12 protein-coding genes are annotated in these 18,432 nt (G+C 61.1%); 4 read left to right on the top strand and 8 right to left on the bottom strand.

Annotated features, from left to right (window positions below; genetic code table 11):
* Positions 1-663: 663 nt before the first annotated feature.
* Together PLL20_02870 and PLL20_02875 are read right to left on the bottom strand one after the other, a co-directional pair.
* Positions 664-1,917 (bottom strand): AI-2E family transporter, encoded by a 1,254-nt coding sequence (locus tag PLL20_02870; protein ID HPD28911.1) that lies wholly within the window; start codon positions 1,915-1,917, stop codon positions 664-666.
* A 70-nt stretch (positions 1,918-1,987) separates the two neighbouring features.
* Complete coding sequence (locus PLL20_02875) at positions 1,988-2,338, bottom strand: aspartate 1-decarboxylase (protein HPD28912.1); 351 nt, start codon at positions 2,336-2,338, stop codon at positions 1,988-1,990.
* A 139-nt stretch (positions 2,339-2,477) separates the two neighbouring features.
* Between PLL20_02875 and PLL20_02880 the strand changes: the two genes are divergently transcribed.
* A complete protein-coding gene (locus PLL20_02880) occupies positions 2,478-3,449 on the top strand; it encodes a dihydroorotate dehydrogenase (protein ID HPD28913.1) in 972 nt (323 codons plus the stop codon).
* A gap of 109 nt (positions 3,450-3,558) precedes the next feature.
* Here PLL20_02880 and PLL20_02885 read toward each other — a convergent pair whose 3' ends face one another.
* From PLL20_02885 to PLL20_02895, 3 genes are all read right to left on the bottom strand, one after another.
* A complete protein-coding gene (locus PLL20_02885) occupies positions 3,559-4,257 on the bottom strand; it encodes an LON peptidase substrate-binding domain-containing protein (GenBank protein HPD28914.1) in 699 nt (232 codons plus the stop codon).
* Between the two features lie 211 nt (positions 4,258-4,468).
* Complete coding sequence (locus tag PLL20_02890) at positions 4,469-5,125, bottom strand: TetR/AcrR family transcriptional regulator (protein ID HPD28915.1); 657 nt, start codon at positions 5,123-5,125, stop codon at positions 4,469-4,471.
* 181 nt (positions 5,126-5,306) lie between these two features.
* The gene (locus tag PLL20_02895; GenBank protein ID HPD28916.1) at positions 5,307-7,739 is read right to left on the bottom strand and encodes a GH116 family glycosyl hydrolase; all 2,433 of its coding nucleotides are present in this window, start codon (positions 7,737-7,739) and stop codon (positions 5,307-5,309) included.
* Positions 7,740-8,121: 382 nt separating this feature from the next.
* Here PLL20_02895 and PLL20_02900 point away from each other — a divergent pair, with 382 nt between their 5' ends.
* Complete coding sequence (locus tag PLL20_02900; GenBank protein HPD28917.1) at positions 8,122-9,381, top strand: family 10 glycosylhydrolase; 1,260 nt, start codon at positions 8,122-8,124, stop codon at positions 9,379-9,381.
* 87 nt (positions 9,382-9,468) lie between these two features.
* On the opposite strand, the gene PLL20_02905 is transcribed toward PLL20_02900, so the two are convergent.
* Both PLL20_02905 and PLL20_02910 read right to left on the bottom strand, forming a co-directional pair.
* Positions 9,469-10,293, bottom strand: coding sequence for a Gfo/Idh/MocA family oxidoreductase (locus PLL20_02905; GenBank protein HPD28918.1), 825 nt, complete (start codon positions 10,291-10,293; stop codon positions 9,469-9,471).
* Positions 10,215-10,655 (bottom strand): twin-arginine translocation signal domain-containing protein, encoded by a 441-nt coding sequence (locus PLL20_02910; protein ID HPD28919.1) that lies wholly within the window; start codon positions 10,653-10,655, stop codon positions 10,215-10,217. Before PLL20_02910 ends, PLL20_02905 begins: the two co-directional genes overlap by 79 nt.
* A gap of 182 nt (positions 10,656-10,837) precedes the next feature.
* Between PLL20_02910 and PLL20_02915 the strand changes: the two genes are divergently transcribed.
* Together PLL20_02915 and PLL20_02920 are read left to right on the top strand one after the other, a co-directional pair.
* Positions 10,838-12,016 carry an NPCBM/NEW2 domain-containing protein gene (locus PLL20_02915; GenBank protein ID HPD28920.1) on the top strand — a complete coding sequence of 393 codons (1,179 nt, stop codon included), beginning with the start codon at positions 10,838-10,840 and terminating at the stop codon, positions 12,014-12,016.
* A gap of 52 nt (positions 12,017-12,068) precedes the next feature.
* Positions 12,069-16,295, top strand: coding sequence for a PQQ-binding-like beta-propeller repeat protein (locus PLL20_02920; GenBank protein ID HPD28921.1), 4,227 nt, complete (start codon positions 12,069-12,071; stop codon positions 16,293-16,295).
* A 153-nt stretch (positions 16,296-16,448) separates the two neighbouring features.
* Here the strand turns inward: PLL20_02920 and ggt are convergent, their stop codons facing one another.
* Positions 16,449-18,314: a gamma-glutamyltransferase gene (gene ggt / locus PLL20_02925; GenBank protein HPD28922.1), complete on the bottom strand. Its 1,866-nt coding sequence runs from the start codon at positions 18,312-18,314 to the stop codon at positions 16,449-16,451.
* Positions 18,315-18,432: the final 118 nt, after the last annotated feature.

Consider the following 18,432-nt stretch of genomic DNA (forward strand, 5'->3'; position numbering starts at 1 on the left):
GCTGCATCCGATGAGTGAAGAACGTAATCCTTATTCAACTTCCGACTCGGATCGTTCGATGAATCTCATCACGGCAAAATGGGGAGGGAGAACACATGCCAATCGATGCGAATGGCACGGGAGCATGGTTCCCCCTCGGATCGACCTGCCCAAACTCGCTGACCGGGTCAGAGGACGTTCGGGCAAAAAAAAGATGGATTCGGAAAAAAAGGTGTTGACTCCGGACGCAAGGCGCATTAAAAAATCCGTGAATCCCGTTCGCGTCACACGGGATAGTCAACTCCATGAAAGGAGAGTATGCCATGGCTAAGAAGAAAGCCGCAAAGAAAGCCAAGAAGGCGAAGAAGGCCGCGCGGAAGAAGAAATAAGTTCGTAGTGGCCGAATGAAACAGGGCGGATTGCCCCATTTGTATCGGGTAGTCCGCCCGTTTCATGCGCTGACTGGACCGCTCGGTCGGTCGTTCTTCTGTCGCTATCGGCTACTGATTGCGCAGGCCAAACGTGTCATGATGTTCGTCGAGTTTGATGCGTCGATTATGTGCTTGCCTCATGTCACAGCAAAGAAGGCGCGTTACGCCTGTGATGTTGTCTTCGCCAAGCAGTGCGCTGCTGACGAATAATCGTCAACAGCCTGCGGGATGCATGTGTTGGCAGCGAGCGGCGCTATGCAGCGGGCGCCTTCGTCGCGCTGTTCCGGCGTAACCGGTTCTTGGGAGGTGGAAGAGCAGGGATCTGGGCGATGTTGAGAACATAAGTAGTGACCGGTATGCCCAAGAGCATGCCCCAGACGCCGAACAGCTCGTGAGCCACGAGGAGAATGATCAATACAATGACCGGATTGAGGTGAAACCGTGCGGCATAGATTCGCGGGTTGAACACGTAGGCTTCCAGCAGATGCACACCGACGATCATGCCTAGGGCAATCAGCGCCAGGGTCAAACCGTGGCTGTTGAAAGCAATCAGAATGATTGGCACCGATGAGATAAAGACACCGAGTACCGGAATGAGGCCAAAGAGAAACACGATGGTGGTCAGCAGAAGAAGGGGTTGGATGTCCAGGATAGCCATTCCGACGCAGGTGATGGTGGCGTTGAGAAGGGCCACCACGATCTGACATTGGAACGCTCGACCAACGACGCGCGAGAAGTCGACTACGCTGGCGGCAGCCTCGTGAAAGAATCGTCCGACCTGGCTTGTGCGCCACTTGCGAAGCTCGCCGGCGACGGCCTCATAGTCCAGCACGATCAGGAATGACAAGAGTATGGCCAGAAGAAACTGAAGTGTGCCCGAGATCACGCCTCGTATGAAGCGATTGAAGAGGCCGAGAATGCTCGCTCGCAGGTCGTCGCTGCGAGTGGAGCCTTTTGATTCAGGTTCGGATGCGTTCCCCTTGGCATCCTGAACTTGCATGCCGGGCAGCAAGCCGATCGCCAACGTCTGGAGGGTCTTGGCCAGTTCCTGAATGTTCACGCGCTCCGGACCCGACGCCATACCGTCTCCGTCGTTGGCCGGTGCCGTCGTGGAGGTTTCAGTGCCGGCATGGACGAACTTGGCGAGCATGGGCTCCATGCCGTAGTACTCCGCCGATTTCTGCACCTCCTTGGCAAGCTCTTCGAGCAGTCCGGGGACTTTCCGGCCGAACTCCGCCGCCTCGTCGACCACTCTCGGGATCGCCGTCATCATCAGTAAAACCAGGAGGGTCAGTGCCCCGAGGTAGGGAAACACCACGGCCGCCCAATAGGGCATGCGTGTGTTGGCGGTCAGAAACCTGGCCACGTTGCGCATCACGAATGCGAAAATGAAGGTGATGAAAACGAGGGCGAAGAACTGGCGGAGGAGAAACAACCCGGCGAAGAAGACGATCCACATCAGAACGGGCCGGTTGACTCGGTAGAAACGCTGGAGGTCAATTTCCACGGCCATTTCTCCGAAAGCCCCGGACTCCCGAGCCGATCCCGATAGGGAATCGCCTTGTCGTCAGCAACGGTCACTTGCGCGGACGGTTCTTGTCGTCCACGAGGACCACCCTGGGCTTGAAGGTACGGGCCTCTTCCTCGGAGACGTCGCAATAGGTCAAGATCGTGACAATGTCTCCGGGCATTCCCAGGCGGGCCGCCGGGCCGTTCAAGAGCACCGTGCCCGACCCTTTAGGGGCAACGATCGCATAGGTGATCAACCGGGCACCGTTGTGCAGGTTCAACACGTGGACCTGTTCCCCTGGCAGGATGTCGGCCGCTTCGAGCAGGTCCTGGTCAATGGTAATGCTGCCCTCGTAGTTAAGGTCGGTTCCCGTCAGGGTTGCCCGATGAATCTTGGATTTCAGCATGAAACGCCGCATGTCGCGTTTTTTCCCTTCAGCCGTCGTCGGTCGCATCAACATACAGGTATGGCTGAACGGATTATGATACCTCGACGAGTCCGGGAGGGAAAGCCGGTCATCTTGACATCCCGGAGCGGATGCCGGATGCTCCCCCGCCATGCAGACGGCTGATTCCCCGACCGGCATCGATCTGACCGTGCGCCTGGGCCGCCTGGTGCTGCGGAACCCGGTTTTGACGGTCTCGGGCACCTGTGGTTACGGCGATGAGTATGCCCCTTTCATGGACATCAGCGTCCTTGGAGCCTTCACCACCAAAAGCGTGACGCTTAACCAGCGTCGTGGAAATGAGCCCCCCAGAATCGTGGAGACCGCCAGCGGGATGCTGAACGCCATCGGCCTGGCCAACGTGGGCCTTGAACGATTCATCAACGAAAAGCTTCCCGTCCTGAGCGACCTGGATGTGCCCGTTCTTGTGAACGTAGCCGGCCATAGCATTGAAGAGTACAGGACCGTCTGCGGGCGACTTGACCCCTATGATGCGATAGCCGGTCTCGAATTGAACGTCAGTTGTCCCAACGTGTCCGACGGCCTGGTGTTCGGCACTGATGCCGACGCATTGAGCCGCTTGGTCGCGAGCGTCCGGAAAGTGGTCAAGCGGTCCCTGCTGATCGTCAAACTGTCACCCAACGTGACCGACATCACCAAGACGGCTCGGGCAGCGATCGATGCAGGAGCGGATTGCCTCTCGCTGATCAACACGTTCGTCGGCATGGCCATCGATGTCGAGAGACAGCGACCTATTCTGGCCAACCGCACGGGCGGTCTGAGCGGTCCGGCCATCAAGCCGCTGGCCCTGAATCTGGTCAGTCGCGTCTATCGCGAAGTGGCGGGCTCAGCGAACATCCCTCTGATCGGAATGGGTGGCATACGCACCTGGAGCGATGCCGTGGAGTTCATCCTGGCGGGTGCGACCGCCGTCGGCATCGGCACGGCCCTGTTCATCGACCCCACCACACCTGTGAAAGTCCTGGAAGGCGTGGAAGCCTATCTTCGCCGACACCGTCTCAAGTCGGTCAGCGAGCTGATCGGCCGTCTCAGGTTCGACAAAAATGAGCACCCCGCCGGCTGAAGTGTGAACGGGAAATCGAGAATCGGAGACAAAGCAAGCAGAGGCGCGAGACTGCGGCGTCGTCACGGTATCGTCTTACGTCGTCAAGGACCGATGGCCCAAACCTTGTCTAATTCATCGATCCGAGCCGTGGCCAGCGGTCAAGATCCTTCTGACGGACGGTCATCACCTGCACCAGCGTGCGCAGTTCATGTGTAAGAATTCCGGCCCGTCGGATAGGATTCATCTCTTCCAGCAGTTGCTGTTTGAGCTCCACCATTTCGGCCGGCAGCAGAGCTGAGGCGACCCGGTCAACCAGCTCGCCCAGCGGCAGTTCGCTGTCAACGAGGTTTCTCACGCGTTGAATGACGTCGGTGGTCTCAATTTGCTCAAGGCCAAGGACAGCTCGCAGCGAGTTACGGGCGGCAAACTCGCCGTCGACCTCAATTCCCGAGCCCGTCGGTAGCATGGGGTCCAGCATGGCGATGCGGTACTCGCCGTCGCGATCTTCCTGGCGGACGCGAGCCCGGCAGAGCCCCAGCAGGTTGATGAAGTAGCGGCCGTCGGGGATCTGAACGTGATCGTTGATCCTGCCGACACAGACAACGGGGTAGATCTCGGCCCTGTTGGTGTGATAGACGGGTTCGTAACCCGGCCGCAACAGAGCCATGGCGATAATCCCTTGATCCTCAATGGCGTCCCTGACCATCGCCCGGTAGCGGTCTTCGAACACCTGCAACGGGAGGGTGCCGCCGGGCAGAAGCACGGCATTGGGCAAAGGGAAAAGCCCTACGGGCTCAGAAAAGGAAGGCAACTGACCTACGCTCATACACCGAATTATACCCATCTTGGCCTGTCGATCAGAAACGTGATTCAAGGCACCATCATCGGGAGAACAGCATCATCAGGTTCCGGCTCGGCGGGATGTCGCTTGGGTTTCTGGCGCACGATCTCTGGGGTGGACGCCAGCCGAATCTCGCCATGAACTGAGGCCTGGTCTCAACCCACAGCGAGAGAAAGTGCATCCGGGCCAGCATTGTTTATTTTGCCAAGCGCTTGCCAGAGCGAGGTTTAGCCTCAGGAATAAGGTGTTCACCTCCGGTGTTCCGGGTAAGCAGCTCGGCGAGTAGGCGAATCGTGCCCTGGACGAATTTGAGATTGGCGTGGCTGGGGATATTCAGCGGTCGCACCATCGCAAACCCCACTGCCGCGTGGATGATCTGCCAAGCCAGCCACTCGGCGGGCAGATCGGTTCGGATCTGGCCGGCTTTCTGGGCTTCGGACATCACCGCTGCGAGGGTCCGGACATACCGTTCGTAGTGATCGCGGATGGCCTGCTGGATGGCCGGTTCGGAGACCTCCGTCGAGGCATGAAACAGGAGCTGGTACACACTGGCCGTCCATGGGTCAGCCGTGGCTGGGTTCCGGTAGAGCAGACTTTGCAGCTTCTCCAGCGGGCTGCGGGCATTGCGGATGGCCTGGTTCCAGTTATTCATGACCTCGTCGCCGACTTTCTCGATCAGGGCAATGAACAGCTCCTGCTTGTTGCGAAAGTGGCGATAGATGATCGGTTCGGAGACCCCGGCCTCGGCTGCGATCTTGGCGGTGGTGGTGCCGCGATACCCGTACTTGGCGAAGCACCGGGCCGCCGTCTTGAGCAACTGCTCGCGCCGAGCCTCGGCTTTCATCCGAACCATTACCGGCCCTCCGGGCCCGAATGACCCATGACGAGACGCCAATGCCGGAGATCCGTCGTGGGCGGACCAAAGAAGACCGGAACAAGGGATCAGTGATCAGTCATCAGTAGTCGGTAATCGGCCAAATGAGAGACTGAAAACTGACCACTGACGACTGACAACTTGCTCTTGTCATTCGCCCTCACGCTCTCGGCGTGTACTTGATCTCGTTGATCTCCGGCCCGACCTTGGGCTCATAAAACGCTTTGCCGTCCTTCACGCCGACGATACCGTAACCTGCCGCTGTCGCCAGGAAACACTGGAAGTCGCCCTTCACCCTGGGTTCCAGGTACAGGATCTTGTCCACCGCGTCATAACGGGCGCCGCTAAGGCTCTGCAACAGGGCGTACGAAGACATGGCCCGGGCGTACCAGTGGCCGCACTCGTACTCGTTGAAGGGGTTGCGGACCCGGCCGTCATACCGGTCACGGCAGGTTCGAACGATATCCAGCGCCTCGTCCACCAACCCCATCAGTATCAAGTGCGACGCCACCTGGTATTCGATACCCGTCCACACCTCATCGCTGTAGACGAACGGCAACGAGAGCTTGCCGCCCTTGGGCCATGTGCACAGCAGCAGACCGCCCTCCGAATTACACGCATAGCTGGGGCGCTGCGGGTTGGCGTGCTCGGAAAGGTCATGCTTCAGGTTGTACTTGTACACGCTGTTGAGGTGGCTGGTCACCTTGCCGGGGTCGAGCACCTGACCGACTCCGCAAACCATCGCCATCCACGAGCCCAGCACGCCGTCCGAGAGACAGCCTGTGCCGTACTGATACTTGGGCCCTTCCTTCTTGAACAGCTCGATGGCCTCAGGCGAATAATGGCTGTGCAGGCTTATGGCCTCGAGCGGATTCGAGGCCTTAAGCCCGGTCCACTGGATCTTCTGGAAGAAATACTCGCCGTTGAAGAGTTGCTCTTCGATAAACCTGGTTCCTTTGGCGGCCAGGTCTTCATAGACCGATACATTCTGATCCAGAGCCTTGCCCATCTTGACCGCTGCGGTCAGCGCCCCGATGTAGAAGCTGCTGCACATGCCGTCGGGGCCCCAGAACTCGATGTCGTAGGTGTTGTGGTGCGGTTCTTCCAGCACGCCCTTGCGACCGGGGTCCCACGTGTTGATGCAGTAATCGAGGCTCTGTTTGACCTTGGGCCACATGGTCCTGAGCCACTCAGTGTCGCCGCTGATCCGCCATTCACGGTACGTCTTCATGATCCCGCCGAGCTGGCCGTCGGCGGCGGCATGGAAACCGTGGTCCGGCGGGCGGATCGGCAGCGAAACACGAAACGCCTGGTGGCCGCGCTCATCCTGGGACACATGAAACTCCGTCTCTCGAAGCGTCCGCTCGAGTGACGGGAAGAGATGAGGAATTGCCTGGGCGTAGTTCCAGACGTGCGTGCAAGAACCATGGCAGCAGCCATGATCGTCACAGCAGCCTTCCCAACACCATAGCTTTCCGTCGGTCTGCCGCAGCACCGTCGGCGACTTGAGGATTGTCAGGTTGGCAGCAACCGCCTCAATCACCTCCGGCGGGAACGAGGTTGCGTAAAGGCAATCGGCGAACCGCTCAGCACGCGAACGGAGATCGGTATATCGGTCGCGCCAGTACGCAGCCACCGCATCAACGTTGGCGAAACGACCGGAGTACCACGGGCTGAAACGGTCCTTCTGGCTTTCGGGGAGATCCTTCGGGTCATACCCGACTCGCAAGGTTGTCTTGCCGACGTACCAGGCAACCTGAAGCACGACGGTCTTTGACTCGCCAGGGGCCAGCGAGAACGGAACAAACAGGCTGGCTCCGGGAGGGGGCCCGCCTTCGGTCACCGGGGGGCGGTCGTAGCAGGCGCCGTTCTGGACGTCGTTCCAGGCCATGGTCAGCGGGTCCCACCAACCACCCCGGAACCAGGCGTGGTTGATCCTCACGTCCGGATCGGTGACGGATACCGAGAACTCGCCCTGCTCCCAGGGCTTGTCTTCGCTGCCCTTTTGCCAGAGGACGAATCCCTGATGGCCCTGTCGAACACCGTGGCCATCGTTGCCGATAGCCATGAAGTTGCGGGTGTTGAACGAGAACACCGCATCAATGGCCTGTTTGCTGGTGTTCGTAAACCTGTACTCCAATCCGGCGACGGGCAGCGACGAGTTGTCGGGGTCGCCCGGCTCAAAAGGGCTCCAGCCGGTGATTTCGACGGCCAGTGGTACCCGGCTGTCTGACAAAGCCACGATGCCAAAGGGGAAACGTGCTTTGAAGGACGCTTCGCGGAAGCGAGGCAGACCGTACGTCTTTCCGGCTGCCCCGTTGCCGCTACCCGGGGCCCCGAAGACCTTCCAGGCCGGGACAGGACCTTCGAGCACGCGGGCGATATTCTTCTCGCCTTTCACGCATACAGCGGCAAAGGTGCAGGGCTCGTTGAACACCTCCGGCTGGTGGCGCAGCGAGAGGTGCGAAATCGCCCCGGTCCCTTCCAGGCAAAACATGCCGGCCCCGATTCCACCAAGAGGGAAGGCCACCCGGTTGATGTACCGCCCGGCGTAAACGTCGTTGTAGCCTCGCTTATCGCTTGGAGCAGCCATATCTCCTGCCTCGATTCCGTGAGGGCCGATCTCGTGTGGGTGGTGAGAGCACCCGGCGGTCCCGGCGCCCGCCCCGGCACCGATCACTCCGGCCGTAGCAACGGACTTTTTCAAGAAATCCCGACGCGGCATGCATGTGTCGTTGATCTCATCGGAAGCCATGGTACGCTCCTTGGGGTTAGATTAAGCAGCCTAACTTTGTCCTGCCCGACCGGCGGAGGTTACCATCTTACCCGGGCAAAGGGATGGGGCAAGACGAGCGTAACCGGCCCGCAGGACGCCATCGCCGTCAGGCCGATATCGCGTGCCAGGATGGCCGTTTTCTGGTACGATCCGGGCGACCTGTGTCAGATGTTGACCCGACATTTCCTGGAGGTTCATCATGAAGGGCAGAATTCTTGTGGTCACTTCCGCGATTGCGCTTGGCCTGCTGGCCGGTTGCCGAACGGGGCCGCGCTTTGACGGACCGGTCCGGGCCGTCTGGGTCGTTCGCACCGATTATGGGAGCCCCGAGGATGTCAAGCAGGTCATGGCCAACTGTGCCGACGCCGGGTTTAACAACGTCATCTTCCAGGTTCGCGGCAACGGCACGGTTTACTATCCGTCCAAGATCGAGCCGTGGTCGGAAGAGTACGACTACAAGTCGCCGGGTTTCGACCCGCTGGCGGTGGCGTGCCGGGAAGCTCATGGACGCAAACTCAAGATCCACGCCTGGGTCAATGTCATGCCCGCCTGGAAGGGCGAAGCCCCGCCGAAGTGCCCGGACCAGCTTTACAACAAGCATCCTGAGTGGTTCTGGTATGACCAGCACGGCCGGCGTCAGCCGCTGAACTCTTTTTACGTCAGTCTCAACCCTTGTCTGCCGGAGGTTCGGACGTACATCGTCGACGTGTTTCGCGAGCTTCTTGCCAATTACCCGCTGGACGGGCTGCACATGGACTACATCCGCTTCCCCAACGAGCCGCCGGCCATTCCCGTGGGCTCGGACATCGATTACCCGCGCGACAAGCGGACGCTCGAGCTATATCGGGGGGAATCATGGTTGTGGCCGAACCCGGATGACAACAAGGCCAACTGGGACCGCTGGCGGACTCGTCAGGTCACCAAGCTGGTTGCCCAGATTCGTGACATGGTCCGCGAGACGCGGCCACAGGCAATACTGTCCGCTTCCGTCGGGACCAACCGCAGGCAGAGTCTGAGCCACTTTCGCGATGAGCTCTATTGGGCGCGTTGGGGGCTGATCGACGCCGCGTTTCCGATGAACTACAAGCCCGATGTCCAGAAGTTCGATCAGGGGCTGGAGATGTGGATGCCTTATCGCCGTCAGATCGACGTGGTGCCCGGCTTGTGGTTTGACGGCAAGCTTCCGACGGAGCAAGGCATTTCAGTCGTCCGACAGCAGATCGCGTCCGCCGTGGACAAGACGGGCAATTTCTGTCTGTTCTCCTATACGTCGCTCTTTGACCCGCCTGCCGGTCGGCGCGATCAAAGGACGCGACCCACTGACTCCGCTCGACCGCGCGCCCGAGGCACCGGTCAACGCGAACTCCGCCGACACCAGTTGGTGCCCTACATCCGTTCGCTCGGCAGCTCGACTGCAGACCGAGTGGCGATGACCAATGCTGGGCCTGTCGCCAAATAAGGGCCAACCTGGATCCTGCCAGCTCACCAATACATCACCTCGCGGCCTCGTGATTGCAGGAGGGGCTGTAGCAGCGGAGGCCTTCTCTCACCCGTTTCCCGAGGGGGTTGACGCCGGTTTCGTTTCCGGATCGGTCGTTGTTTGCAGGTCGGCCCAGTGGATCACGCGGGGTTCGTAGGCATCGCCGGACGGGCTGCTCATGGCCATTCGCCCCATGATGCCCATCAGGGCGGCGTTGCGAGCCGTTTCCAGACTCGCCCGCGGGGCGCGGCCGCCGCCGTCGCGGATGACGGCGAAGAAATCCCTGAGCATCTCGCTTGTGCCTTTCATTGAATCGTCACCGCTTGCCTCTCCGATCCGTTTCTCGGTGCTGTCAGCGTCATAGAACATCCCGCGAATCAGGTCCAGGCAACCGTTCTCGCAGAAGATCTGCAACTGCTCGTCGGTGAACCGCTTGGGAAGGCAGAAGAGGTGTGTGTAGGCGAACAGTCTGCCGTCGGGAAACCGGAAGGAAGCCGTAGCATGCGTGGGGCTGAAGGCTTTGGGGCCGGCCTTCGGACGCGCCTGATGATAGCCCATGGCGGTGCAGGTGATCGGCGGTTTCTCGTTCATGGCCCAACACATCACGTCGAAGTGATGGCAGGCCTGATCGAGGAACATGCCGCCCGTCCTGTCGATCGGATGAGTCAGTAGGGCCCACGGCCAATGCCAATGGCCCTGCATGAAGGTGATCTTCCCGAACTCACCCTTCAGCAGACGCGGCAGGGCCGCGGTGAACCCGGGGTGGTACCGCCGCTGTGCCCCGATCTGGAATACCACCTTCGCCTTGCGGGCTACGCGGCTGAGCGCATCGATCTTCTCGACGGTCGTCTCAAGCGGGGCCTCCTGGAGACAGTGGATGCCCGCCTGCATGACCGGGATTGAAACCTCGGCATGCGTCGCCGGGGGGTTGCCACGATCACCGCATCGAGGCGCTCGTGCTCGATCATGGTGCGCATGTCGGTATAGCCTTTCGGCCGGTCTAGGGCCGCCAATTGAAGGCCCTTGGCGACGCGGTCAGCAAGCAGGTCGCAGACCGCCACGGTGCAAGCCTCTCGCACGAACTGGGTCGTCACCTCCGTCAGAAGCTGCTCGCCCCGATTGCCGATCCCGATCCAGCCCAGGCGGATTCTCTCATTGGCAGGGTATCCCCGGGCCACCGTGGGCACGGCCGCAACGGACGCCCCGATGGCGACCTGTTTGATAAAGCCCCGGCGTGTCAGTTCTGTGTGCATGTTCGGTCTCCCCGTCTTGCCTCCCGTGGTTTCCATCATCCTGACCCATCCGCCGCCGACAGTCAAACAGCAATGGGCCACCGGTCATTATCCCCAAGCGGGTATTGCTTCGATGTCTTTGATTGTGTACAAGTACGGGCGACTTACCGCGCGGAGTCTTGCGACCATTCGGAGACGCGTTCATGCCTTGGCTGGCGATCTCACTTACGCTGACCGGTCTGTATGCCCAAGAGCCGACAAGAGGAATCGAGACCTTCGACGGCCCAATCGTTTTTTCTCAGGAGCAGATCATCCTGGCCAGGACGTGGGAGCTGACCGGCGATCTGGGTGTCAAGGCGGTCACTCCGGCGGGCGAAACGCTCGTTGTCCCGGCGAAGGACGCCCTGCTCTTGGAGACCGGCGCGGCCACACTGCCCGGCTTTCGACCTCGTGTCGTGCTCCGTAACGGCGAATCGATCATCGCAGAGCCCCAGGCCGGCGGCAACGATCGGCGCTGGTCATTCACAAGCCCGCTCTGGAAGTCCCTCCAACTGGATGGTTCCCGGATTGCCCGCTACCAGGCTGCACCGGTCTCGCTCGCCGGCGATCATCCGGCACCGCCCTTCGTGCTGCTGCGCAACGGTGATGTGGTAGCCGCCGGTGTCGACCGGATCAGCGACGGACAAGTGACCGTCAACACCGAGTTCGGTCAGACTCACATACCACTCGAAACGGTCTCGGCCATCATTTTGGCCGCCGACTCGGCGACGACTGATGGCCGCGAGGCGAACCAGTTCCTGGTGGAACTGGCGGACGGAGAACGATTGTACTGCGACAGGATCGGCGAGTCGGACCAAGACGTCGTTCTTGAACGCAGCGGTTCACGGTGCCGCGTCGGCCGGGAGGCCATCCTGCGGGTCGTTTGGCCTGGCACCGCATTGACGCCCCTCACGCAGTTGCCGTTGCGGGGAGACGGACGAGCTTACTTCGGTGCGCCGGCATTGCCTCGAAAGGATCGCAACGCCCTTGGGGGTCCCCTGCGGATCGGTGATCGCTGGTTTGAGCGCGGTCTAGGAATGCGCCCGCGTTCGCGGTGCATGTTTCAGTTGAGCGGCAGGTGGATGTACCTCACGGGGCACGTTGGGCTTGATCCTTGGTTGGGCCGGCGCGGCGATTGCCAGGTGGCCGTGTGTCTCAGCGGCAAAGAGGCATGCAAGGAGATGCTCCAAGGCGGGCAGAAGGGGCGCCGGCTGCTGCTGCCCCTTGCGGAAGCAAAGGACATCGAGCTGCAGGTCGATTTCGGGCCGGGCGGCGATCTCGGCGACTACGTCAACTGGTGCGATCTCATGTTGATCGGGCCGCGGGGAGAGAACAGCAAATGAGAACGTGGGGGCAGGTCGGCAAGTGTGGGCGCGGCGACCACCGAGGTCTCTGATGAGGGATTATGTATCTCGAGTCTCAGTTGGTGAGTTCGGCATTGCAAGTCTCAAATCTCGAATCCCGGATCTCGGATTCCGGATCGCGGACGGCCGATTCGCGTGCCGATGGGCAGTATCGCTGACTGCCCTCCTGCTGCTGACCGCTGCGACGCAAACCCTCGCTCAACAACCGGCAACTGCCCGGGCATCCGTCGCCGCGGATCCGGCACAAGACGCCGCGTTCGTCTCGATGCTTGAGAAGGCAAACCGACACCATGAAGCGAAGGCCTTCCATCTCGAAGCCGAATCGATCGAGAAAGCCATAGCTTTGCTACCGCCGGGTCACCTCAAGCGAGCGGAACTGGCCAATCGGCTGGCGGCGGTGTATCGAGGCAGCTTGTGGCGCTTCGAGCGAGCCCTGTTCTGGGTGAAAACAATCGCTGACGAATTGGGACCGCAGCCTGAGGGAATCAATCCGCTGTTCGAGCTTGCTGATACGCTGTTCAATCACGGCAAGCCGGATGAGGCCCTTGCCATCTATCGCGGCATCCTGAAGCGGATCATGGCCCCGGATCCGCCGTGGGACCGAAACGACCACCGCTGCTCCAGGGGCTGGCGAGGCGAGGAACTCTGCAAGTTCCCGATGGGTTGCGATCCGCTCTTTCCGTCGGATCTGTCCGCAGCCGGCAAGCTCGGCAGACTGCCACAACTTGTTGAGAACCGTGACTGGAGAAGCATCCGCTCGACCCTCGACCAGAACCTCCCGCTGCAATCGTTGATCCAGCAATCGGATGGGGGAACTACGTGGATTTCCCTGCGGCGATGGGTCGGCGAGTCGCTATCAAGCCTTTCTGCGGAGACGGCTCAGGCCCTGGTCGCCGCCTATGAACCGGTCTTGAGGGAACTGGCCGACAATCATGACTGGCGGGCCCTCGTGGCGTTTCGTCTTTCGCATCCCATTCCTCAGCTTGAGCGTCGTGTCGATGTCATGATTGGCGACAACCTTTTGGATCTCGGTCTTCCGGCGTTGGCTTCGCTTTACTACGGGCGGGCCGTTCGACAGGCAGGAGCCTTTGATCCCGATCTGCTGGCCCGCGAAATCTTCTGCCGCGTTCAGTCTGGCGAGTCTGTTTCACCTGAGTCTGTCCCTGACGTGGTTGTCGAAGCGGGCGGCGCCAAGGAGTCGCTGCGCCGGCATCTCGCCTCCTGGCAGTCGTCATCGCCGGGAACGTCCGTAGCGGAACCGGCACAACTGGATCTGGCCGCCTCGGTCGTTACCCGATTGCCCGTGCTGCGCGCGACACTGCCGTTGCGCAGATGGCAGTCTCATTGGGAGGCCAGAGCTGTGGTCGAAAGCGACGTTCCGCCGTTTGCGGAAGAATTCGTGCCCCTGATACCGCTCGGGGATTCAAAGTGCCTGGTGCTCAACATGGGTGACGCCGTCCAGGCCTTGGACCTGCGCAACAATCGGACGCTCTGGACTTTTCTGCCTCCCGAACACAATGCCATGACCTTCCCCAGTCAGAAGTACGAGCCTCAGAAGACGTTCATCGAATGCGCGCGAGCCAGAAGGCCGGTTGTGACCGGCAACCGGGTTTACTGTTACCTCGCCTGGGGCCACCATGACACCTACAGGCACGCCGGCGCGGTTTTTGCGCTCGATCGATCCGACGGCCGAATGCTCTGGAGCAGTCTGTATCTGCCGGAACTGGCGGACATCATGATGGCGGGAGATCCGGCCGTGAGCCGAGGGGTGGTCGTGGCCCTTGCATGGCGACCTCGCGAAGCCCTGCCGCTGTTCTTTGTCGTCGGTCTGTCGGCCGAGACCGGAGAACTCCTCTGGCTCAACCACCTTTACAGCGGCGGCTCGCTGATTGCTTATGAGAACCAGTTTTTCATCGATCACCCTTTGGCCAACGCGGCCCCGGTCATCGCCGACGGAGTGGCTTATCTGTGTACGGGAGCAGGAGTCGTCGCCGCCGTGGACATCATGGATGGAACAACTCGCTGGGCCATGTCGTATCCACGCCTCAAGACGATGAACTCAGCCAAGTGGGCCTCCCACATGACCACCAGCCGCCCCGCCGGCATTGTCGCCGTTTTTGAGAATACGGTTCTCTTCGCCCCGGTCGATTCTCATGTGCTTCTGGCAGTGGATCGTTCAACAGGTCAGACGCGCTACTGTCGCGAGATGCTCGATCTCAAGGCCATCGCTGCGGCCGATGACGAGCGGGCGTATCTGGTTAGCGGTACCACCATTAGCGCGATCAGGCCCGCGGATGGCCGGCCCGTATGGGAGCAACCTCTGCCCGTCTCTGGCATGGTGGGGCTGCCGACCCTCGGACCGAGAGGTTTGATGTGCCCGTCTTGGGAGGCGCTCTACGTGCTCGACGCCGCCACCGGGGCGGTCCGCGCGCAGAAGAACTGGAATCGCGAGGATGCATGTGGCTACCTGTGCGATCTGGGCGACCGTCTCGCAGGCGGGAGCCAAACCGGCCTGAATGTCTTGATGGAGCAAAAGCTCGATGAAATCGCCCCATCCTGGTTGAGCCCCGAGACTGACGCCAAGCCGGTGGAAATCGAGGTCCCGTCTCGAGCGGACAAGTGGGTTCGGTGGGGCCTGCCCGCCGTGGATCGTGGCGATTTCGTGCTCAGTGACGACGACCCGGACCACCTTCTGATCCGCTCTGAACTGCTGCAAATGCGCAACATGGAGCCCGTGCCGACTCTCCGGTGGCAAAGGCAATCGCCACTGCCGTGGGGATATGAGGCCACGTTCAATCGGCATTGGGTGGCGGTGTGGACCCTCGACGATGTATTCATACTGGATGCGGAGACGGGCCGCACCATCTGGGAGGACCACCCGAACAAGCGGATGAATCGCCCGATCGCCGGCGTACGGACTGTCGAGCATCAGGTGCAGGTGCATCTCGGCTGGCACGGTGGCAGGGCGTTATCCCAGACAGCTCCGACGTTCATTTTGTTCGACGGGCAGGAAACGAGAGAGGTTCCGATCAATGACCCGTCGATGCTTGCGGCCACGACTGGGCAACGAGATGGAGATGAACAGGATATTACCTATGCTTTCGAGGCACGACGCATCCGGGCCTTCGACAAGGATCGCCGCCAGTTATGGCAAACCCTGACCCTGCTTGATGAGCCTCGCCTGATCAAGCGGATGGGCCCGTATGTCGTCGCCGTCACTCAAGATCGAACGTTCCGTCAGAATCACCTTCGGGACGTAAGCCATCTTCGCGTTTTCGACGCCGCGAGCGGCGAGTCCCTCAAGAGCATCGCGTTCCCCAAGCGATGGTTCCATCTCGTGGGACAGGGCAACGGGCGGCTACTGCTCTGGGATTGTGCCTTCTTGTATTGCATTTCGACGCCACAAGCCGTTCCTGCTGACCGGCGGATGATCACCATCCGCCAGGACCGGCCCGATCCCGATGCGGTCGCCGCATTGCGTATGGCACGTGATCTGGAGGATCCTCCGGCTTTCGAGATTCCAACCTTGACGTCGGCCCCGCGTGTCGATGCCGAGTTTTCCGAATGGTCCGGCGTTGAGCCCCACCGATTGAGCGGTGTGATGGATTGGACGCCTGATTTTGTCCATCGTTGCAGGACGAAGGCACGCTCGTATGCCGGCGGCGAAGGTTACGCGGCCGATGTTCGCATGGGACTCTTCGGCGAAGATCTCTATGTGGCTGTGCAAGTCAGTGATGATATTCACTGCACCTCACCGGTTCCGGGACTCTGGCGGTCCGACAGTGTAAGCTTGATCTTCGGCGAGCCGAAAGGCGAGGAAATCGATCCGTTATTGCTTACTGTCTCACTGGTCAACGGTGTGCCGAGGTTTGAGTTGGGCACGGCGGTCGGCGTCTTTGCCGTATCTGATCCGACGGTCCAGGATCTCGTGTCGAATCATGGGCCTCGGCGCTTCCTGCTGCCGGCCCTGAGCGTTGGGGTGATCTCGCTGCCAAAGCCGACCCAGTCGTTGGAGATTGCGGCCCGCCGCGACGAGGCAACGCGACAAACCTGGTACGAATTCCGTGTTCCCAGGCTCCTGCTGCGATACGGCCCTGATTTCTACTGGGACCTGCTTGTCAACGAGAACGACGGTGCCGGACGTGCTGGTGCCTTGCAGATGGCCTCGGCAACCTGGGGCACCGAGGAAACCCAGATCGGCAGCCTGCGGGGCAAGGGTGAACAACCCCGCCGCCGAGCCGCCACACCTTTGCCATAATCCGCTTCTGCCGGCGAGGAGTGAGCGGCGGGATACCGATCGAGCGGAACCCACCGGCGGGAGCGCTGGCAAATGTGATAGAAGACCCAATCGAGATGGAAATCCTCGCCATCGACCTTGAAATGCACCTGGCGGCTCACGAAGACAAAGCCGTCAGTATCCGTCGGGCCGGCCTCCTTTGCGTGGGTCGCTGGCCCCGATGAGGCCGTCATCGCTGACGAGGACAGCCTGAACAACGGCACCGCGTTTTTGATCGGAAATCTGGTGGCCTCGCCGCTTGAGACCGATCACGACCGGGTGATCGGCGGGGTAATCGTTTCGGTAGAGCAGGTCGGGCTGCCATTGATGGTGATACCTTGGCTCGGCAACCGCTTCGCCGGGACCGAGATCATACTCAAGAACGTTGAGCAAGACCTGGAGGACGGATGAAATGATCCTCGGGCCGCCGGAACCGCCGACGGCAAGAAAAGGTCGATCGTCCTTCAGGACGATGGTCGGCGACATGCATGAAAGCGGCCGCTTGTGCGGGCCGACAAGGTTCGCATCTGACTGTCGCAGGCCGTAGACGTTGACCTGGCCGGGCTCAGTCGTGAAATCATCCATTTCGTTGTTCAAGACAATCCCGAGGTCCTCGACGTAGAGCAACGAACCAAAGCCGGTGTTGATCGTCTCCGTGGCCGACACGATGTTGCCCCAGCGATCCACCACGCAGAAATGCGAAGTCCCGCTGTCCTCAGGCAAAGCGGATGTCGGTTCCGTCTGGCCGTAGGCAGCGGAGTCGGCGACCGACTGCTCATTGATGCGAGCGGCAAGGCTCCGGGCGTGGGGTTTGCCGGTCAACACGGCGACAGGGACATTCGCATGGTCCGCGTCGCCCAGAAACCGGGCGCGGTCGGCAAACGCATGTTTCATTGCCTCCACCGTCAGATGTGCCGCCAAGCCGGGATCCTTGCGGTGAATTGCTCTCAAGTCCCAGCGTTCGAGAATACTGAGAGCCTCAGCGATGCAGATGCCGCCGGACGAGGGCGGCGGCATGAGGAAGAGATCAAAATGTTCGCGGTATTGCACACGGATCGGTTTCCGCCAGACCGGTTTGTAGGCGGTCAGATCGCCGGCGGTCATGACACCGCGATCTTGCCGGACGGCTTGAACCAATTGGGCGGCCATGTCGCCGGTGTAAAAAGACGCGAGGCCTTGAGCCGAGAGCGCCTGGAGCGTGCGTGCCAGTTGCGGTTGTATAAGGATGGTTCCGATTTCAGGCACGCGGCCATCAAACAACAGAGCTCGACGCAGTGCCGCCGTTCGCTGCGGCAGGCCTGGGTGGTCGTCGATCTGTTGCAGGGTACTCCTGACCGCGCCGCGAAAATCGGCGTCGATCGCGAAGCCGTCCGCCGCAAGTGACCGGGCCGGCTCGACAAGGTCCTTCAATGGGCGGGTACCGAAACGTTCCAGCAGTGCGCGATGGCCGGCCGGCAGGCCCGGTACGCCGACCGCGAGACCTCCAAATCGGCTCAGAGGAGGGGCGTCGGGCCATCGCTCGCGGCTCTTGGTGAAAAGGTCGGGCGTCGCGGCGGCCGGGGCACACTCGCGAGCATCGAGAACAAACACTTCACCGGTCGCGGCGAGACGCACCATGAAGAAGCCGCCTCCGCCGAGGCCCGTGCTGTAAGGCCGCGTGACCGCAAGGGCCAGCGAGGTGGCAACCGCTGCGTCGACCGCGTTGCCGCCGGAACGCAGGATCTCGCCCCCGGCACGGGAGGCGTGGATGCTGTCGCTGGCGACCATGGCCTGACGGCCGGATTTTACCCAGGGCCGGGCGTGATACGTCGGCGGCGCCGCCCCACAGCCGATCGGGACGAGAGCAAGGACGCTGACCAGTCCAAAGACGCAGGTCCTCCACGAGGCGCGTCTTGGTTCGCGCCGGCCGGCCATCAGATCGGCCGGCGGGTCGGTCTCAGCCGTCCCGCCTCGGGCGGCTGCCTCACAGGTTTTGAGACGCGCAGGGGGTTTGTTTCTCATACTCAGCGACTCGGCCGGGCGCACCTGCAGGGCATCAACCCACAGCCTTCTCCTTGGCAGCCTCGTGCGCCCTGAAGCCCACCAGACTTCAGGGTCGAAGGCCGCAGCACACCGGGTC

The sequence above is a fragment of the Phycisphaerae bacterium genome, from assembly GCA_035384605.1.
Classification (GTDB): Bacteria; Planctomycetota; Phycisphaerae; order UBA1845; family PWPN01; genus JAUCQB01.